Annotated in this window: 14 protein-coding genes; 10 read left to right on the forward strand and 4 right to left on the reverse strand. The window is 48.9% G+C overall.

The annotated features are described in order from the left end of the window. The first annotated feature begins 114 nt into the window (after window positions 1-114). The 5 genes from HB364_RS20145 to HB364_RS20165 all read left to right on the forward strand — a co-directional run bounded on the left by HB364_RS20145 (window position 115) and on the right by HB364_RS20165 (window position 5283). A complete protein-coding gene (locus HB364_RS20145) occupies window positions 115-555 on the forward strand; it encodes a thioredoxin family protein (RefSeq protein ID WP_167290126.1) in 441 nt (146 codons plus the stop codon). Beyond that, window positions 539-1486 carry an FAD:protein FMN transferase gene (locus HB364_RS20150; RefSeq protein ID WP_167290127.1) on the forward strand — a complete coding sequence of 316 codons (948 nt, stop codon included), beginning with the start codon at window positions 539-541 and terminating at the stop codon, window positions 1484-1486. Before HB364_RS20145 ends, HB364_RS20150 begins: the two co-directional genes overlap by 17 nt. Beyond that, window positions 1483-1704: a DUF4266 domain-containing protein gene (locus tag HB364_RS20155; protein ID WP_167290128.1), complete on the forward strand. Its 222-nt coding sequence runs from the start codon at window positions 1483-1485 to the stop codon at window positions 1702-1704. Before HB364_RS20150 ends, HB364_RS20155 begins: the two co-directional genes overlap by 4 nt. Before the next feature lie 29 nt (window positions 1705-1733). After that, window positions 1734-2927, forward strand: coding sequence for a DUF3570 domain-containing protein (locus tag HB364_RS20160; protein WP_167290129.1), 1194 nt, complete (start codon window positions 1734-1736; stop codon window positions 2925-2927). Window positions 2928-3153: 226 nt separating this feature from the next. Then, on the forward strand, window positions 3154-5283 hold the full coding sequence (locus HB364_RS20165) for a family 43 glycosylhydrolase (protein WP_167290130.1): 2130 nt from the start codon (window positions 3154-3156) through the stop codon (window positions 5281-5283). Window positions 5284-5313: 30 nt separating this feature from the next. Here HB364_RS20165 and HB364_RS20170 read toward each other — a convergent pair whose 3' ends face one another. Further along, window positions 5314-6210: an alpha/beta fold hydrolase gene (locus tag HB364_RS20170; protein WP_208420028.1), complete on the reverse strand. Its 897-nt coding sequence runs from the start codon at window positions 6208-6210 to the stop codon at window positions 5314-5316. Window positions 6211-6430: 220 nt separating this feature from the next. Here HB364_RS20170 and HB364_RS20175 point away from each other — a divergent pair, with 220 nt between their 5' ends. From HB364_RS20175 to HB364_RS20185, 3 genes are all read left to right on the forward strand, one after another. After that, window positions 6431-8746: a S9 family peptidase gene (locus tag HB364_RS20175; RefSeq protein ID WP_167290131.1), complete on the forward strand. Its 2316-nt coding sequence runs from the start codon at window positions 6431-6433 to the stop codon at window positions 8744-8746. A 33-nt stretch (window positions 8747-8779) separates the two neighbouring features. After that, window positions 8780-10066 carry a glycoside hydrolase family 2 protein gene (locus HB364_RS20180; protein ID WP_208420029.1) on the forward strand — a complete coding sequence of 429 codons (1287 nt, stop codon included), beginning with the start codon at window positions 8780-8782 and terminating at the stop codon, window positions 10064-10066. A gap of 411 nt (window positions 10067-10477) precedes the next feature. Continuing rightward, window positions 10478-11659 (forward strand): FG-GAP repeat domain-containing protein, encoded by a 1182-nt coding sequence (locus tag HB364_RS20185; protein ID WP_167290132.1) that lies wholly within the window; start codon window positions 10478-10480, stop codon window positions 11657-11659. Between the two features lie 137 nt (window positions 11660-11796). On the opposite strand, the gene HB364_RS20190 is transcribed toward HB364_RS20185, so the two are convergent. Next, window positions 11797-12687 carry a helix-turn-helix domain-containing protein gene (locus HB364_RS20190; RefSeq protein WP_167290133.1) on the reverse strand — a complete coding sequence of 297 codons (891 nt, stop codon included), beginning with the start codon at window positions 12685-12687 and terminating at the stop codon, window positions 11797-11799. Window positions 12688-12811: 124 nt separating this feature from the next. Beyond that, complete coding sequence (locus HB364_RS20195; protein ID WP_167290134.1) at window positions 12812-13627, reverse strand: SDR family NAD(P)-dependent oxidoreductase; 816 nt, start codon at window positions 13625-13627, stop codon at window positions 12812-12814. Window positions 13628-13897: 270 nt separating this feature from the next. Here HB364_RS20195 and HB364_RS20200 point away from each other — a divergent pair, with 270 nt between their 5' ends. Further along, on the forward strand, window positions 13898-14425 hold the full coding sequence (locus tag HB364_RS20200) for a gluconate 2-dehydrogenase subunit 3 family protein (protein ID WP_167290135.1): 528 nt from the start codon (window positions 13898-13900) through the stop codon (window positions 14423-14425). A 21-nt stretch (window positions 14426-14446) separates the two neighbouring features. Further along, window positions 14447-16138 carry a GMC oxidoreductase gene (locus HB364_RS20205; RefSeq protein WP_167290136.1) on the forward strand — a complete coding sequence of 564 codons (1692 nt, stop codon included), beginning with the start codon at window positions 14447-14449 and terminating at the stop codon, window positions 16136-16138. A 42-nt stretch (window positions 16139-16180) separates the two neighbouring features. On the opposite strand, the gene HB364_RS20210 is transcribed toward HB364_RS20205, so the two are convergent. Beyond that, window positions 16181-16957 (reverse strand): carbonic anhydrase family protein, encoded by a 777-nt coding sequence (locus HB364_RS20210; protein WP_167290137.1) that lies wholly within the window; start codon window positions 16955-16957, stop codon window positions 16181-16183. Window positions 16958-16999: the final 42 nt, after the last annotated feature.

The raw sequence follows: 16999 nt of genomic DNA on the forward strand, positions 1-16999 counted from the left end.
GCTGCCGGCCTGAACAGGTTTATTTTAACCTACATGCTTATATACAAAGCTCTTCCCGTTCTGACGGGAGGAGCTTTTTTGATCCGGCTGATAATTTTATTAAATGGATTGCTCATGAAACTGATCCTTTTTTCGCTGCTGACTGGCATGGGGCTGTCGTTCACCGGATGGCAGGCAGATTTTGAGACTGCTAAAAAGATCGCTAAAGAAAAGGACCGGTTGATACTGTTGAATTTTTCCGGCTCCGACTGGTGCGGTCCCTGCATCCGGTTACACAAAGAAGTATTCGACAGCGATGCGTTCACAACAATGTCCGACAGTTCGCTGGTGCTGTACGAGGCGGATTTCCCCCGTAATAAAAAGAACCAGTTGCCCGAAGATCTGCAAAAGCGCAATGATGCCCTGGCCGATCAATATAACCCACAAGGTAAATTCCCTTTTACCCTGTTACTGACTGCGGAGGGGAAAGTGGTAAGAACATGGGACGGCTACCAGGGCAACAGCACCCTGTTTATCGAACAGATAAAATCCGTATACGATGCTCATCATCACTGATACGCCCCTGGTTGAGTACAGGCAGTCAGAAAGGCTGATGGGCAATACCTTCGAAATAACCGTGGTAGCACGGGAGGAGGCCTGGGCGCGTGAAAAGATAGCGCTGGCCATTGCGGAGATCAGGCGGATCGAAAAGCTCCTGACAACCTTTGATGAGCACAGCCAGACCAACAGGATAAACCGGTACGCAGGCATCCGTCCGGTGCAGGTAGACCGGGAAGTGTTTGAACTGATCCGGCGTTCCCTCAAAATATCAGCGGTTACAGAGGGTGCCTTTGATATCACCTACGGTTCAGTAGACAAATGCCTGTGGAATTTTGACCGGAACATGAAGCAATTGCCCGATCCGCAAACCGCCAGAGCGGCGGTAAAGCTGATCAATTACCGCCATGTATTGCTGAACGAAGTCGAAGGAAGTGTGATGCTGAAAGAAAAAGGCATGCGCATCGGCTTTGGCGGCATTGGTAAAGGCTATGCGGCCGACAGGGCCAAAGCATTACTGGTGAAAGAAGGTGTGCAAAGCGGCATTGTCAATGCTTCCGGAGATCTCATCACCTGGGGCACGCAGGCCGATGGCAAGCCCTGGACCATTGGTATTGCCCATCCGGATGATGCACGGGCTGCCTTTTCCTGGCTCAATATTGCTGACCTGGCCATTGCTACCTCCGGCAATTATGAGAAGTACGTAATGATCGATGGCAAAAAATATTCGCATACCATCCATCCAAAAACAGGGATGCCGGTATCGGGTATCAAAAGCGTCACCATCATCAGCCCTTATGCGGAGATCGCCGATGCCATGGCCACTCCGGTGATGGTAATGGGTGTGCAGGCAGGCCTTCACCTCCTTAACCAGATCGATCACTTGGGCTGTATCATTGTAGACGATCATAATAAGATCTATTCTTCAAAAAACATCCATTTGTCATGAGCAACACAAAAAGTATAATGACACTGGCAGCAGTACTGGTGATAGGAGCTGTCTCCTGTACTACAGTAAAAGAGTACCAGAAAAATAAACTCAATGATGCAGAAATGATCCTGAGTAACCGGAAGGTGGAGAAAACAGAGCTCAATTTCCAATCGTACCGGGAAGGCGCTTCCGGTGCCAATGCCGGTAAAAGTGGCGGCGGTTGCGGTTGTAACTGAAGTAACATTTTATTGATTAAAGGTATTGTATGAAACAGGTGTTTTTAACTGCCCTGGGGATACTCGCCCTGCTGAAGTCGTACACGCAACAGGCGCCCGATACAACGGGGTATGAGAACAGGAAGCTGAAGATAGAAGAAGTAAACCTGGTGTCAAGCTATTATGGGCAAACAGGCGATCATGGGGCTGTTACCGGCGGCCTGGGTGCACAAAAGCTAACCGATATAGCCAACGTATTTGACATCCGGCTCGCTAAATACGATCGCAAATTGCGCAAGCATACTTTCGGCCTGGAAGTGGGCATCGATCATTTCTCCTCTGCTTCCTACGATAAAATAGACCTGAAAGCTAATTCATCCGCTTCCTGGTCCGACACCAGGATTTATCCTTCTTTGACATGGACAGTGGAGAACGAAAAGAAAGGGCGTAGCTTCGGCATCGGTCTTTCGTCTTCGGCTGAGTTCGATTACCACTCTTTTGGCGCCAATATCAGTTTTACACAAAAGACCAGGGACAGGAATGGGGAGTTCAGCGTCCGCCTGCAAGGATACTTTGATCAGGTAAAACTGCTAACACCAATAGAATTAAGGTCTGGTGCAGGCGGGGGAGGCGGCGATGGTTATGATACCGATAACCGGACCACTGTGGCGGGTTCACTCTCCTGGTCGCAGGTGATCAATAAAAACCTGCAGGTAATGGTACTGGCCGATCTGGTGCACCAACAGGGCTTCCTGAGCCTTCCTTTTTATCGTGTATACTTTAATGATGGAACTGTACACCAGGAGAAACTGCCTGGCAGCCGGTTTAAAATCCCGCTGGGTTTCAGGGCCAATTATTTTTTAGGCGACAAGGTTATTATCAGGACCTACTATCGTTTTTATCATGACGATTGGGGCATTACCGCTCATACAGCCAACCTGGAAGTGCCGGTAAAGATCACGCCTTTTGTGTCCATCAGTCCTTTTTACCGGTTCTACACCCAAACAGCCGCTACCTGGTTTGCGCCTTACCAGGAGCATACTTCCACGGATAAATATTTTACCAGCAACTACGACCTGTCGGAGTTCAATAGTAACTTCCTGGGAGCCGGTATCCGGCTGGCGCCGCCCAAAGGTATACTCGGTATGCAGCATTTCAATATGATCGAGTTGCGGTACGGACGTTACACCAGGAGTAACAATATGAATGCCAACAGCCTGTCGCTTAATATCAGGTTTAAGTAAACACCAGCGTAAAGGTGCTCCCGGATAGGCAACGGGAGTTTAATTATCCTTGAAAAAATTAACATCTTTTAACAGGTCAGGAGGGATAATACGAATTTATCCCCTTTTTTGTGTTTGAATGTCCCCCTAGGCTATTAACTTCACGCTGTTAATTTGGGCTATTAATTGTAAAATAGACACTTTTTCGATAATCCAGAAACTAGCACATCTTATTGCTGCACACTGTATGAAGAATATTGTATTGGCATTACTACTGACCGGATCATTACAGGTATCAAAGGCCCAGGAAAAAATGACAGCCTACCTGTTCACCTACTTTACAGGCAACGCAAAACAGGAAGAAGCCATCCGCTTTGCCCTCAGTACCGACGGTTACGCTTTCAGAGCGCTCAACAACAACAAGCCGGTCATTCCTTCTGCGGACATCAGTTCTACCGGTGGCATCCGCGATCCGCATATACTCCGGGGAGCCGATGGAAAATCCTTTTACATGGTGGCTACCGACATGGTATCGGCCAATGGATGGAATTCCAACAGGGCGATGGTATTAATGCGGTCAACCGACCTCGTCAACTGGAAGTCGGCAGTGGTCAACATGCAGCAACGGTTTCCCGGCAATGAAGAACTGCTGCGGGTATGGGCTCCGCAAACCATCTATGATGCCAAAGCAGGCAAATACATGATCTATTGGTCTATGAAACATGGTAATGACCCCGATAAGATCTACTATGCCTATGCCAATGCCAACTTTACCGATCTGGAGACCGCCCCGCAACAACTCTTCTTCAGCCCCACCAACGATGCCTGTATTGATGGCGATATCATACAGAAAGACGGTAAATGCTACCTCTTCTTTAAAACAGAGGACAGAAGCCCGGGTATCAAAGTGGCAGTATCAGATAAACTCACCGGCGGTTACGTACCGCAGGAGAAATACATACAGCAAACCACCGATCCGGTGGAAGGGGCCGGCGTGTTCAAGCTCAACAACAGCAAGGATTACATCCTCATGTATGATGTATATACCAAGGGCAGGTACCAGTTTACCCGCACCAGCGACTTCAAACATTTTAAGGTAATGGACTCCCTGGTGTCTATGAACTTTCATCCCCGTCATGGAACAGTAATCGCCATTACGCAGGCAGAAGCAGAAAGGCTCATGAGCAAATGGGGACGTCCGGAAGACATACTCTCTTCCGTAAAGGCGCCTGCCATCAAAAAATACAACCTGCAAATAGACACCCTTAAAAAGCAACTTTACCTGCCGGTAAAACCAGGTACCAACCTGCGGGCATTCAATCCCGGCTTTTCAACTATCCCCGGCGTCACCATAAAACCCAATACGCCGCAGGATTTTACAAAAGGACTTGTTCCGTACACGGTGCAGATCAAAGGACAGCAACCACAGGTGTGGCGTGTAGAAGCAGCACAGGCAGGCAATCCTGTATTGGACGGTTACTATGCCGATCCCGATATGCTGTACTCCAACGAAACCGGGAAATACTACATCTACCCAACCAGTGATGGGTTCCATAATTGGGGAGGCACCTACTTTAAAACATTCTCTTCAAAAGACCTTGTCAACTGGAAAGACGAAGGCGTCATACTCGACCTGGTGAAAGACGTGAGTTGGGCCAAAAGAAATGCCTGGGCGCCCTGTATCATCGAAAAGAAGACGGGCAACGGCTACAAATATTATTTCTATTTTACGGGGGCACAAAAGATCGGTGTGGCGGTAAGTGATCATCCGGCCGGACCATTCCGTGCAACGGATAAGCCACTGGTGGATAAACACCCGGAAGGAGTGAAACACGGACAGGAAATAGATCCCGAAGTATTTACTGATCCGCAAACACAGAAAAATTACCTCTACTGGGGCAATGGCTACATGGCCTGTGCAGAGTTGGAAGATGACATGATCTCCCTGAAGCCCGGCACTACCAAAGTCATTACACCCGATAACACCTTCCGCGAAGGCACCACCGTTTTCTTCCGCAATGGCAAATACTACTTCCTGTGGTCCGAAGATGATACCCGCAGCGTTAACTACCGCGTGCGGTATGGTACGGCTGATAAGCCCGATGGGTCAATCACCGTTCCGGCCAATAACCTCGTTATTGCAAAAGATACCACAACAGGCATCTATGCTACCGGGCACAATACGGTATTGCAGATCCCCGGCAAAGATGAATGGTACATTGTATACCACCGGTTCAATTTCCCTAAAGGAATAACCATGGGAGATGCAGGAGGTTTTCACCGGGAAGTATGCATAGACAAACTGGAATTTGATGCACAGGGTAATATCCTGCAAACAATTCCTACCCATAAAGGCATTAAGCCGGTTACGAAGTAACCGGCCCGGGCATCCTCGTTGCCTTCTTCCTCAATGCATCGTCATCGGCGGCACATTATCAATGAAAGGTTGTATAATGGCCCACAGCTTTTGCGTTTCCATCATCAGGGTTACGTGGGAGGTAGCGGGCACAATAGCGAGGCGGGAACGCGGGAAACCATTCATATCGGCAAATACGCTTCCGCCAAATAGCTTATACGATTGGATCACATGTTCCTTATCTACCCCATCATTGTCGCCATTGATCAGCAGTACCGGCGATTGAATGGCTTTGATCTTGTCATCTCCCAGGTCAAAATCTTCCTTGTCGAAAGCGATAAACTTAGCAAGGAACTTTCGCCAGTCGCCCGGACGGGGAGCTACCTTTTCATACTCGGTTTTCAAAGGCGTACCGTCTAAAAATTCAGGGGTCATCATCTTTAACACATTCAGCACTTCAGGCTGCCATCCTTTGTATTTATAAACAGAGGAAACAATGATCAGCTTACTCACCAGGCCAGGGTTATCAATGGCCAGTTGATAAGCGATTGTACCGCCCAGGCTATAGCCCAGTACATCAGCGCTGTCAATCTTCAAATGCTTTAATACACCTGCCACATCGCTGGCCATTGCTTTATAGGAAGGCGTCCGGTCAATATCGGCCGTATGGCCATGTCCCTGTATTTCCAGCGCGATCACTTTATGTGATTTAGCGAGTTCCGGGATAAGCTGGCTCCAGTTCAATCCGATCGTCATATAACTGCCATGCAGCAATACAATGGGTTTCCCCTGGCCATACACTTCATAATACATTTTCAAACCATTCACCGGCGCATAGCCCGATGAAGTAGGTTTCATTACCTGTTGAGCATGGACGGTGCCAATGGATAACATACACAGGCATGCCATGAATGCAATTGCCTGTAAACGGGTGTTGATTGTTTTCATTGCTTTATTTGTTTTTCATGTTTATAATGGGTGAATATTAACAATACAAACATAGATCACACAAGGCTCATCAATAATGTGCAGAAGCGACCAATAAGGGGGATTTTTGCGACCCGGGCGGGTTATTATCAGCTAAGAACCGGATATGATCTGTTAAACATTAATACCTGTTTACCGGCGCATTAGTAATAATTTTATCGCGATAAAGAAGTTGCTCACTATGCATAAAATACATTCTGTCACACTGGCCGCAATACTATACAGCCAGCTCATCACCGCGCAAACAGTTACCCGTTTTCAACCTACCCACCCCGAAATGGTGCAGCGCTACCTGCGCGCGTCACGGATAGACAGCGCCACCAAAAATGCCGTATTCAAAACCAGCGTAACGGCCGTATGGCTGCCCGGTGGGAAATCATGCTGGTACCGGAATCTATTGAAAGATAGTGTGCAGGAATACATCTATGTGGATGTGGTGAAAGCAAAGAAACAATCCTTGTTCCACCGGCAGCGGCTGGCTGAAGGGTTACAACAGGCAGGCATTACCATTGATTCCCTCCGGCCTTTTCTCTCTGCAATAGAACTGCCGGCAGGCAAGCCACTCCTGCGGTTCACCGTGCAGGGTCAGCGTATCGAATGCAACTTAAATAACTATACCTGCACCAGGATACCGATGCCTGTCGAACCAGCGGCTGGTAGCGGGCAGGGACGTTTCCGTGGTGGGTTCAACAATCCATTTCCTGCCGGCAGTACCTCACCCGATAAGCAGTGGGAAGCCTACATAGAAAAAGGTAACCTCTTTATAAAGCCCGCCAATGGTGGCGGCACGCCCATACAATTCACCACCGATGGCACGCCCGATAAACCTTATGGAGCGGCTTACTGGAGTCCCGACAGCAAATACCTCGCAGGCTATCACATCAACCTCGTCAGGGATTCTTCGGTATACTATATACTTACCTCGCTGTCTGGCACCATGCGCGGGCAACTGCGTTCACAACCCTACAAACAACCCGGCGATGCCTGGACACTTTACGCGCCTTTCTTGTTCAATATAGAGCAGCAGAAGGCCATGAAAGTAAAGGCGGAACCCATTGACTTCTTAAATGCGCCGGAACCACATTGGCGCAAGGGTGATGCCCGCTACTTCACCTATGAAAAAATGGACCGCGGCCACCAGCGTTTCCGCGTCATAGAAGTGGATGCAGCCAATGCTTCCACCCGCACGGTAATAGATGAGCAAACCAGCACCTTCATCTACAATAGCCGGAACTATACGCATTACCTCACCGCTACCAATCAACTGCTGCGTACTTCTGAAAAAGATGGCTGGAACCATATCTACCTCGTTGACCTCATCACCGGTAAAGAACAGCCGGTTACAACAGGCAACTGGGTGGTGCGCGGGGTAGACAGCATTGACGCAGTTAAAAAAGAGATCTGGTTCCGCGCCAGTGGTATGAACGCCGGCGAAGATCCCTACAACATCCATTATTATCGCATAGGATTCGATGGCAAAAAACTTACATCCCTCACGCCAGCCCCGGGCAATCATACCGTAGTCTTCTCTGATGATAAAACTTACTTTACCGATACGTATTCGCAGGTAAACATAGCGCCAAGAACGGTATTGGGGCGCACAGCCGATGCCAAAGAGATCATGCTGCTGGAAGAAGCCGATCTTTCCATATACAAGCTGGCAGGCGTAAGCCCACCCGAAGTATTTGTAGCGAAAGCGCGGGATGGCGTTACAGACATCTGGGGCATTGTGAGCAAACCTTCTGATTATGATCCTGCTAAAAAATACCCGGTGCTGGAAAACATCTATGCTGGTCCGCATGATGCCTTTGTACCCAAGAACTTCACGCCCTACAGTGAAATGCAAAGCCTCGCAGAACTGGGTTTCATTGTGGTCATGATTGATGGCATGGGTACCGCCAATCGATCCAAAGCCTTTCATGATGTATGCTGGAAGAACCTGGCCGATGCCGGCCTGCCCGACAGGATAGGATGGATAAAAGCACTGGCACAGAAATATCCTTTTGTGGATGCAGAAAGGGTGGGTATCTATGGTACCTCTGCCGGCGGACAAAGCTCTACCGGTGCGCTGCTCTTTCACCCGGAATTTTACAAAGCAGCCGTATCCGCCTGCGGTTGTCATGATAACCGGGTAGACAAACAATGGTGGAATGAACAGTGGATGGGCTTTCCGGTGGGCAAGCATTATGACGAGCAATCCAATGTAACCAATGCGCCAAAGTTGCAGGGTAAACTATTGCTCATCGTGGGAGAGGCCGATACCAACGTGCCGCCCGAATCTACCTACCGCGTGGCAGATGCCTTGATAAAAGCAGGCAAGAGCTTTGACCTCCTCTCCATACCCGGCATGGGGCACAGTGATGGTGGCGTGTATGGCAGGATGCGGAAGCGCGATTTCTTTGTAAAACACCTTATGGGCGTGGAGCCACCCGACCGCAATGCCGGCGAACTGCCCGCCTTTGCCGAAGTAGGCAGGGAGCGCTGGAGCTTTCAGTAATCTAGGAAAGGATAAAGAGCTACATTTGGATATATGAAAGCCTTCCTTCTTGCAGCTACATTTTTAATCACAACGATTGCTATACACGCACAATCCGGTAACCCCACTACACCCGTAAAAACAGCACTCCGCAAAACAGCCACAGGATACCAGCTATACAGAAATGGCCAACCTTACTTTGTAAAAGGAGCGGGCGGCGATGACTTTCCCGCGCGCATTGCTGCTTATGGCGGTAATTCCATCCGCACCTGGGGCACCGAAGGAGCGCAACGCATCCTTGATTCTGCCAGTAAATATGGATTGACCGTATTGTTGGGCCTTCATGTAGCGAGCGAACGGCATGGCTTCAACTATGATGATACAACGGCCGTAAGAAAGCAATTGGAAAAACTGAGAGGCGAAGTATTAAAATACAAAGACCATCCCGCTTTACTGGCCTGGGGCATTGGCAACGAATTGAACCTGCATTATTCGAATGTCAAAGTATGGAATGCGGCCAATGACATTTCAAAAATGATCCATGCCATAGACCCCAATCATCCTACCACTACCGTATTGGCCGGTGTTAACAAGGGCCTCGTTGATCACCTCAAAGCAAGAACAACGGATATTGACCTGCTGGCTATTAACATGTATGGACCACTGGCCACCTTGCCACAAACCCTGCGGCAGTCGGGCTGGGAGGGCGCTTACCTCGTAACGGAATGGGGACCTACCGGTCATTGGGAATGCCTGCAAACAGCCTGGCAATCATCTATTGAAGAAACCAGCAGCGAAAAAGCAGCTGTATACAAAAGCCGGTATGAATATTCTGTGGAAAGGGACAGGGAAAAATGCCTGGGTTCCTATGTTTTCCTGTGGGGACAAAAGCAGGAGCGTACGCCTACCTGGTATGGTTTATTTACCGAAAAAGGAGAGGAGTCGGAAGTCGTGGATGTCATGCAATACCTCTGGTCGGGAAAATGGCCGGCCAACAAAGCGCCTCATCTGTATTCCCTGCAGTTGAACAACAAAAAAGCGCTGGACAATATATACCTCCAACCAGGCAGCAGTTACAATGCCGTCACGGCAGTGGCTGATCCTGATAAAGATAAACTCAGCTATCGCTGGGAAGTATTGCCGGAACCCACCCAACTCAGTGAAGGCGGCGACTTCGAAGCAAGGCCGAAACCAATAGCAGGGTTGGTTACTACTACCGGTGAAGGGAAAGCCACCTTAAAAGCACCTGAAAAGGAAGGCGCTTACCGTTTATTTGTTTATGTCACAGACGGCCATAACAACGTAGCCACCGCCAATATCCCCTTCTATATAAAGCAATAAGCGCTTCCTGGTAACCTGGATCAGGTGATCATTATTATCATTTTTCATCAAAGTTTTCACTTTCGTTCAGGCTGCTTTGGCACAATCCTGAAATCACCTTACGTTTGTTAAAAGAACAAAAGACAAAAAGACAGGTGCAGAACTATTGACAGGTTTTTACCCATTCACCCGTAGTACCTGGCAATGGAGAGGGTAGGGGTAATGGCAGGATGGTGTATAGTTAGTCTATAGATACTCTATACCTGGACTATGGGAACTCTATACCTAAGCTATACCAACGCTATACCTAAGCTATAGTTGACCCATTTCAGCAAAAACAGCAGTTTTCACCACAAAACAGCAGGGTTGCTGGCGCCCCTGCACAGGAGCTGCTACTTTAATCACCTGCATGGTGCAGATTAAAACATTACTATGAAGCGGACTGACTTTTACCTGAACAGGATGCTTGCTGTGCTCACAGCAGTAATGATCATCATGGATGGCCAGGGGCAGGGCGCACAAAAGAATGCCGTGTCGTTCAAAAAGCAGGTGGTGAGTAGTGTGTTTGTATCCGAAGGTGCTGCCACCGGTGATGTGAACAACGACGGTCGCATAGACATTCTCGCCGGTGCATACTGGTATGAAGCACCCACCTGGAAGCGACGCCTCGTGCATGCAGATACACTCAACCCGGTAAAAGGATACAGCACCACCTTCCTCAACTTTTGCATGGATGTGAACAATGATGGCTGGGCCGATCTCATAAAATTTGATGTGCCCGGTGGTGAATGTACCTGGTATGAAAATCCAAAAACAGTCAATACGCTTTGGAAACGCCGGCTGATCCTGTCTTCTGCAGGTATTGAAAACCCGCTCTTCACCGATGTGGACCTGGATGGAAGGAAAGACATCATTTGTAACGATGCGGCGGCCAAACAGGTCATCTGGTTAAAATCCCCGGCAGGGAAGAATGATACCACCTGGCAACGTTACGTGATCAGCAGCGACAGCGTAAGAGCCACGCACCGGTATACGCATGGCCTGGGTTGGGGCGATGTAAATCTCGATGGCAAAAAGGATATCATTATCAAAAGCGGTTGGTGGGAATCACCGGACGATGTAACGCGTACAAACTGGACCTTTCACGAGGCCAGCCTCGGTGCGGATTGCGCCAACATGTTTGCATTGGATGCAGACAAGGATGGTGATATAGATATCCTGAGTTCATCGGCCCATGATTATGGCATCTGGTGGCATGAACAATTGAAAAATGATAAGGGTGCAACTGCCTGGACTACCCATGACATCAGTAAACTATTTTCCCAGTCGCATGCCATGGCCATGGAAGATATCAATGGCGATGGGCATCCCGATCTTATTACCGGTAAACGTTTTGGGGCGCACAATGAAAAAGATCCCGGCGCCGCAGAGCCGGCCGTACTCTATTGGTTTGAATACCTGCCTGGCAAAACATCCCGTTGGATACCGCATGAAATTGACAACAACTCCGGTATCGGCAACAGCTTCGTCGTAAGCGATATCAATAAGGATGGGTTATTGGACATCATCACCTCCAACAAAAAAGGCGTCTACTTCTTTGAACAACACCGTTAGTTGTCATTTCGAATCCCCGAATTTGGCGCAAGTATGCAGCCTGGCCACGTGCGGAAGAGTACCTTGTGCCCTGCTCTCGAAGCAAAAGATCGAAGCAAACGCCCACTCGCCACTTGCCATTTACCACTCGCCACTCCCTAATTAAACTGCTTCTTATACTGGTTCGGACTCACTCCCACTTCCTTCTTAAACAATCGGGAGAAATAAGGCAGGTTCTCAAACCCCAGGCTGAAAGCAATCTCAGCAATCGTGGTATCTTCCCCTTTCAACCTGTTCTTTGCTTCCGACACCAGGAAAATATGGATCAGCTCAATGGCGGTCTTGCCGGTCTCCTGCTTCAGCGTATCACTTAAGTAGCGGGTCGACATATGTAACGTTGCAGCCATGGATGTTACTGTAGGCAATCCCTTCTCCGTTAAAAGGCCCTTTTCAAAATAAGAAAGCAATGCCTGGTTAAACTTCGATACGGCTTTACCTGAAACTTCCGTGCGGTTAATGAACTGACGTTTATAAAAGCGCTGGGAATACTTGAGGATAGAATCAATATGCGTAAGGATAATATCGCGGCTGTACTCATCCTGGTTATTGTGGTATTCTGTAGCGATCTTATTATACAGTTCCCAGATGATTTCTTCTTCCCGCGGCGACAGGTGCAGTGCTTCATTCGCTTCATACTCGAAATAATGATACTTCTTTATGTCGGCATGGAGCGGATGACCATTTAAAAAATCTTCATGGAAATAAATGACAAACCCGTCTTCTTCCAATTCTATATCGCGCATCTCTATAACCTGCCGTGGCTTCGTAAAATACAGGGAGCCCCCACTGTCATGATCGTATTTTGTTCTGCCATACACGATCACCCCGGCTTTCATCTTCTTCAGCGCGATCATATAGAAATCCGAAGTAAACGCCGTATTACCATAAGAGCAGGTTTGGTTGCACCGGAAAAGACTCAGCATAGGATTCTCTGGCGGCGGAAAACCAGTGGCGCGATGCATCTCGCTCAAACTCTTAAAATGTAGCATATCTGTTCATATTATAAGCCGCCTCCGAAGAGGCGGCCTGGTAACGAATGTCAAAGCATGTTTCCGTTCCGGGTGACTGAGCCTATCGAATTTCTCGTTGTCTCAATGCCTCGTTGCCTTCTCCCTACCCATGCGCAGCCACTGCCACTTCATCCCATTCCTCCCAGGTAGCGAGGCGTTCTGCATACACCTGCTTAGTCCAGGGCAATGCTACTTTCCCCAGGAAAAGGCGCAATGGTGGATTGGCTGTATCAACCAGCTTTAATATGGCGGCTGGTGTAGCTGCAGGATTTCCAAAAATGTCGGGTGTTACGCCGGCTGCAAAAGCTGCTTTCACTCCCTCATATACAGCAAGAGGTTGGCTATGTACGGCGGAAGCGCCGCCCCAGTCGGTGGTAAATCCATTAGGCTCCACTAAAGTTACATCAATACCAAAACCTTTCACTTCTGCGGCCAGTGTTTCACTCAATCCTTCCACTGCCCATTTGGACGCATTGTACAGTCCCAGGACAGGCAACGTAATCAGGCCCAATACACTGGATACCTGGATAATATGTCCTTTGCCCTGTGCCCGCATGATGGGAATGACCGCCTGGGTGGCCCACAACAGGCCAAACACATTCGTTTCCAGCTGGTCACGGGCCTCCTGTTCACTTGCTTCTTCAATCGTACCAAAAAGGCCATAGCCCGCATTATTGATCAGCACATCAATCCTGCCAAAGTGCTTATAGGCTTGCTGCACAGCCGCGAAACTGGCAGCCCGGTTATTTACATCCAGTTGAATAGGAAGCAAGGCATCGCCGTATTGCTGTTGGAGGTCTTTAAGCGTGTCGAGGTTCCTGGCGGTGGCTACTACCTGGTCGCCACGTTCCAAAAAAGCTGCTGCCCAAAGCTTCCCGAATCCCCGGGAAGCGCCTGTTATAAAAATTGTCTTTGCCATACTGATAAATTTTAATTGTACAGCAAAGCTATCCCGGCCCCCGGGCAACTATTTATACAAAACACGGGAAAACTGATACAAATATACCGGTTGGTATATAGTAATGGTATTTTAACATTTTATAGCAAAATATCAAGCTGAGCCTGTCGTACAGCAAAAAAATCATACTATTGCCATGGCAGCCTGTCGAAGGCCTGTCAAAGGGTGGGTCGCCCTCCAGAGCTTGCCCGCTTTGCGGGGGCGGCTCACCTTGGCCTAAACATTATATTCATGAACAGGAGAACCTTATTAAAACATGCGATCATCCTCGGCGGAGGTATGGTATTCATTCCCGCCTGTGGTGGCAAAGAAGAAAAAAAAGCATCGGCCTGGAAACACCTTTCCCTTACTGCCGGTGAGGAGGCCCTCGTAGGGGAAATGGTGGAAACCCTCATTCCGGCTACCGATACGCCTGGCGCCAAAGCATTGGAAATAGACCGCTTTGTACTAATGATGGTGGATGATTGCTATCCCAAAGACCAGCAGGCCGGTTTTGTAAAAGGATTACAACAATCACCAGCGGTAGCAGAGAAACTATTCCACCGGTCGTTTGACAAGTGCAGCACAGAAGAGAAAATAAAAATATTACAGGCATTGTCTACCCATACTGCTGAAACAGGTCAGTTTTACAAACTGCTGCGGGAACTTACCCGCGAAGGCTATCTTAAAAGCAAATTTGTAATGACGAAACTGCTGCCTTACGAACTGGTACCTGGCCGGTACAATGGTTATGTCTTACTCAAACAGCAAACGGCTTAATAGCACAATACACTATACAACATGCAGAATACTTTCGATGCCATCGTGATAGGCTCTGGTATCAGTGGCGGCTGGGCCGCTAAAGAGCTCACAGAAAAAGGGCTTACTACCCTTGTATTGGAAAGAGGCCGGGATGTGAAACACCTGGTGGATTATCCTACCACCAGCCTCATGCCCTATGAATTTGAACACCGTGGCCGCCTTACCCAGGAAATACAGGAAGCCAATCCCATCGCCAGCCGTTGCTATGCTTTCCGGGAAGATGCCCTCCACTTCTTTGTAAAAGATGCAGAACATCCTTACATACAGGAGAAACCTTTTGATTGGATACGCGGCTACCAGGTAGGTGGTAAATCATTATTGTGGGCGCGGCAAACACAGCGCTGGAGCGATTTTGATTTCGAAGGCCCTGTCCGCGATGGCTTTGCGGTAGACTGGCCTATCCGCTATGCCGATCTGGCTCCCTGGTACAGTCATGTAGAACGTTTTGCCGGTATTGCCGGCAACCGGGACGGACTGGACAGCCTGCCCGACGGCGACTTCCTGCCCGCCTGGCCCCTGAACATCGTAGAAGACCATTTTAAAAATACCCTGAAGCAAAAATTCAACACCCGTCATCTCATCAGCGCCCGTGCTGCTCACCTGTCACAGCCGCAGCCCATTCACCTGGAGCAGGGCAGGGCCAAATGTCAGAACCGCGTGCTTTGCCAGCGCGGCTGTCCCTTTGGAGGCTACTTCAGCAGCAATGCTTCCACCTTGCCCTGGGCGGCCAAAACGGGGAAGCTCACCCTGCGTCCGCATTCCGTAGTCCATTCCATTATATATGATGAGAAGAAAGGGAAGGCCACCGGAGTACGCGTTATTGATACCCAGACCAAACAGGAGATCGTCTACAATGCCCGCATCATCTTTGTCAATGCGGCTGCATTGAATACCAACCTCATTCTGCTGAATTCAACCTCCGGCAGGTTCCCACAGGGATTGGGCAACGACAATGGACTGCTGGGCAAATACATTGCGTTCCACAACTACAGCGCCACCATCTCCGCCGAATACGAAGGATACCTCAACTATACTACCGATGGCCGTAATCCTGCGGGCGGCGGTTATGTCCCCCGTTTCAGGAACCTCTACAAGCAGGAAACCGATTTTCTGCGGGGCTATGCCGCAGGTTTCAATGCCCACCGCTCCACCAGTAATCCCCGGCCCGATGCCATTGGGGAAGACTGGAAAAAGCAATTGCTGAATCCTCAGCCCGGCCTCTGGCGGGTAGGAAGTCACATGATGGGGGAGACCATTCCCAAAGCAACCAACTTCATCGCATTGGATAAGGAGCAGAAAGATGATTGGGGTGTTCCCTTACTGCGGGTCAATGTAGCCTATGATGAGAACGACGAAAAAATGCGCCGGGATTATCATGAGCAGTTTACGGCCATGTTTGCCGCTGCCGGCTTCACCAACATCAAAACCCATATTACACCACGGAACCCCGGTTTGGATATCCATGAAATGGGCGGCGTGCGGATGGGCCACGACCCCAAAACCTCCCTGCTCAACAAATGGAACCAGCTACATGCCTGTTCCAACGTGTTCGTTACCGATGGCGCCTGCATGACGTCCACGGCTACCCAAAACCCGTCCCTCACCTACATGGCCCTCACGGCCCGCGCCGCCAACCATGCAATGGAAGAACTGAAAAAGGGAAATCTGTAAAATTGAGCAAGTCGCTAGTAGCGAGTGGGGGAATGCTACTTGTTATAGAAAGATCACCTTCCCACTTCCCATATTATATATGGCGCCCTGGATAATGATCGTCTTGTCTTTTTCCATGGTTGCCAGGATGGGACTATGCTTGCGTATATTTTCTATCGTGAGCTTTACATTCTGTTCACACACCGCATGAACAAAACTGTCATTTTTGGAGCTTTTATCTCCGTTGAACCCGGTTAAGCTTGTTACGGCGGGTCTTATCTTTGCCAATAGGGCCGTAATATTGCCCAGCTTTACATCATCAATAGCTGATTTAATAGCACCGCAATGCTCATGACCCAATACCAGGATTAATCTGGCGCCCGACACCTTGCATCCATACTCCATACTGCCCAGGATATCTTCATTTTCAATATTGCCTGCCACCCGCGCTACAAAAATATCCCCAATCCCCCGGTGAAACACATCCTCCACCGGTACCCGTGAATCTAAACAGGAAAGTATGACCGCTTTAGGATACTGACTCATAGCAGCAGCCCTTATCCGGGAGGAGGTGTTACGGATAGTCAGGCGGTCATTTACAAAATCATCATTGCCTTCTTTTAAGATATTTAATACCTCCGCTGGAGTTAAGGCATTTTGTTGTTCCTGGGTCAATACGCTGTTTTCCAGTACCTCGCTGCTATCCACCATCACCTGGTGCGCTGCGGCGAAATCGGTATCTTTCCCGGCGTCTGCGGAAGGACCAGCAGCCGGATTGTCACAGGAGAAAAAGAAGACCAGTAGAAAAGAAATGATCACATAGCACAATGAATTTTTCATAACGATGTGTTTAATGTTTAGTGAAGAAGAATAAATAATACT

It is taken from the genome of Paraflavitalea devenefica, assembly GCF_011759375.1.
Classification (GTDB): domain Bacteria; phylum Bacteroidota; class Bacteroidia; order Chitinophagales; family Chitinophagaceae; genus Paraflavitalea; species Paraflavitalea devenefica.

What these genes read in the sequence shown, in the direction of transcription:
- HB364_RS20145 (WP_167290126.1), top strand. Translation starts at nt 115, where the DNA reads ATGAAACTGATCCTTTTTTCGCTGCTGACTGGCATGGGGCTGTCGTTC.
- HB364_RS20150 (WP_167290127.1), top strand. Translation starts at nt 539, where the DNA reads ATGCTCATCATCACTGATACGCCCCTGGTTGAGTACAGGCAGTCAGAA.
- HB364_RS20155 (WP_167290128.1), top strand. Translation starts at nt 1,483, where the DNA reads ATGAGCAACACAAAAAGTATAATGACACTGGCAGCAGTACTGGTGATA.
- HB364_RS20160 (WP_167290129.1), top strand. Translation starts at nt 1,734, where the DNA reads ATGAAACAGGTGTTTTTAACTGCCCTGGGGATACTCGCCCTGCTGAAG.
- HB364_RS20165 (WP_167290130.1), top strand. Translation starts at nt 3,154, where the DNA reads ATGAAGAATATTGTATTGGCATTACTACTGACCGGATCATTACAGGTA.
- HB364_RS20170 (WP_208420028.1), bottom strand. Translation starts at nt 6,210, where the DNA reads ATGAAAACAATCAACACCCGTTTACAGGCAATTGCATTCATGGCATGC.
- HB364_RS20175 (WP_167290131.1), top strand. Translation starts at nt 6,431, where the DNA reads ATGCATAAAATACATTCTGTCACACTGGCCGCAATACTATACAGCCAG.
- HB364_RS20180 (WP_208420029.1), top strand. Translation starts at nt 8,780, where the DNA reads ATGAAAGCCTTCCTTCTTGCAGCTACATTTTTAATCACAACGATTGCT.
- HB364_RS20185 (WP_167290132.1), top strand. Translation starts at nt 10,478, where the DNA reads ATGAAGCGGACTGACTTTTACCTGAACAGGATGCTTGCTGTGCTCACA.
- HB364_RS20190 (WP_167290133.1), bottom strand. Translation starts at nt 12,687, where the DNA reads ATGCTACATTTTAAGAGTTTGAGCGAGATGCATCGCGCCACTGGTTTT.
- HB364_RS20195 (WP_167290134.1), bottom strand. Translation starts at nt 13,627, where the DNA reads ATGGCAAAGACAATTTTTATAACAGGCGCTTCCCGGGGATTCGGGAAG.
- HB364_RS20200 (WP_167290135.1), top strand. Translation starts at nt 13,898, where the DNA reads ATGAACAGGAGAACCTTATTAAAACATGCGATCATCCTCGGCGGAGGT.
- HB364_RS20205 (WP_167290136.1), top strand. Translation starts at nt 14,447, where the DNA reads ATGCAGAATACTTTCGATGCCATCGTGATAGGCTCTGGTATCAGTGGC.
- HB364_RS20210 (WP_167290137.1), bottom strand. Translation starts at nt 16,957, where the DNA reads ATGAAAAATTCATTGTGCTATGTGATCATTTCTTTTCTACTGGTCTTC.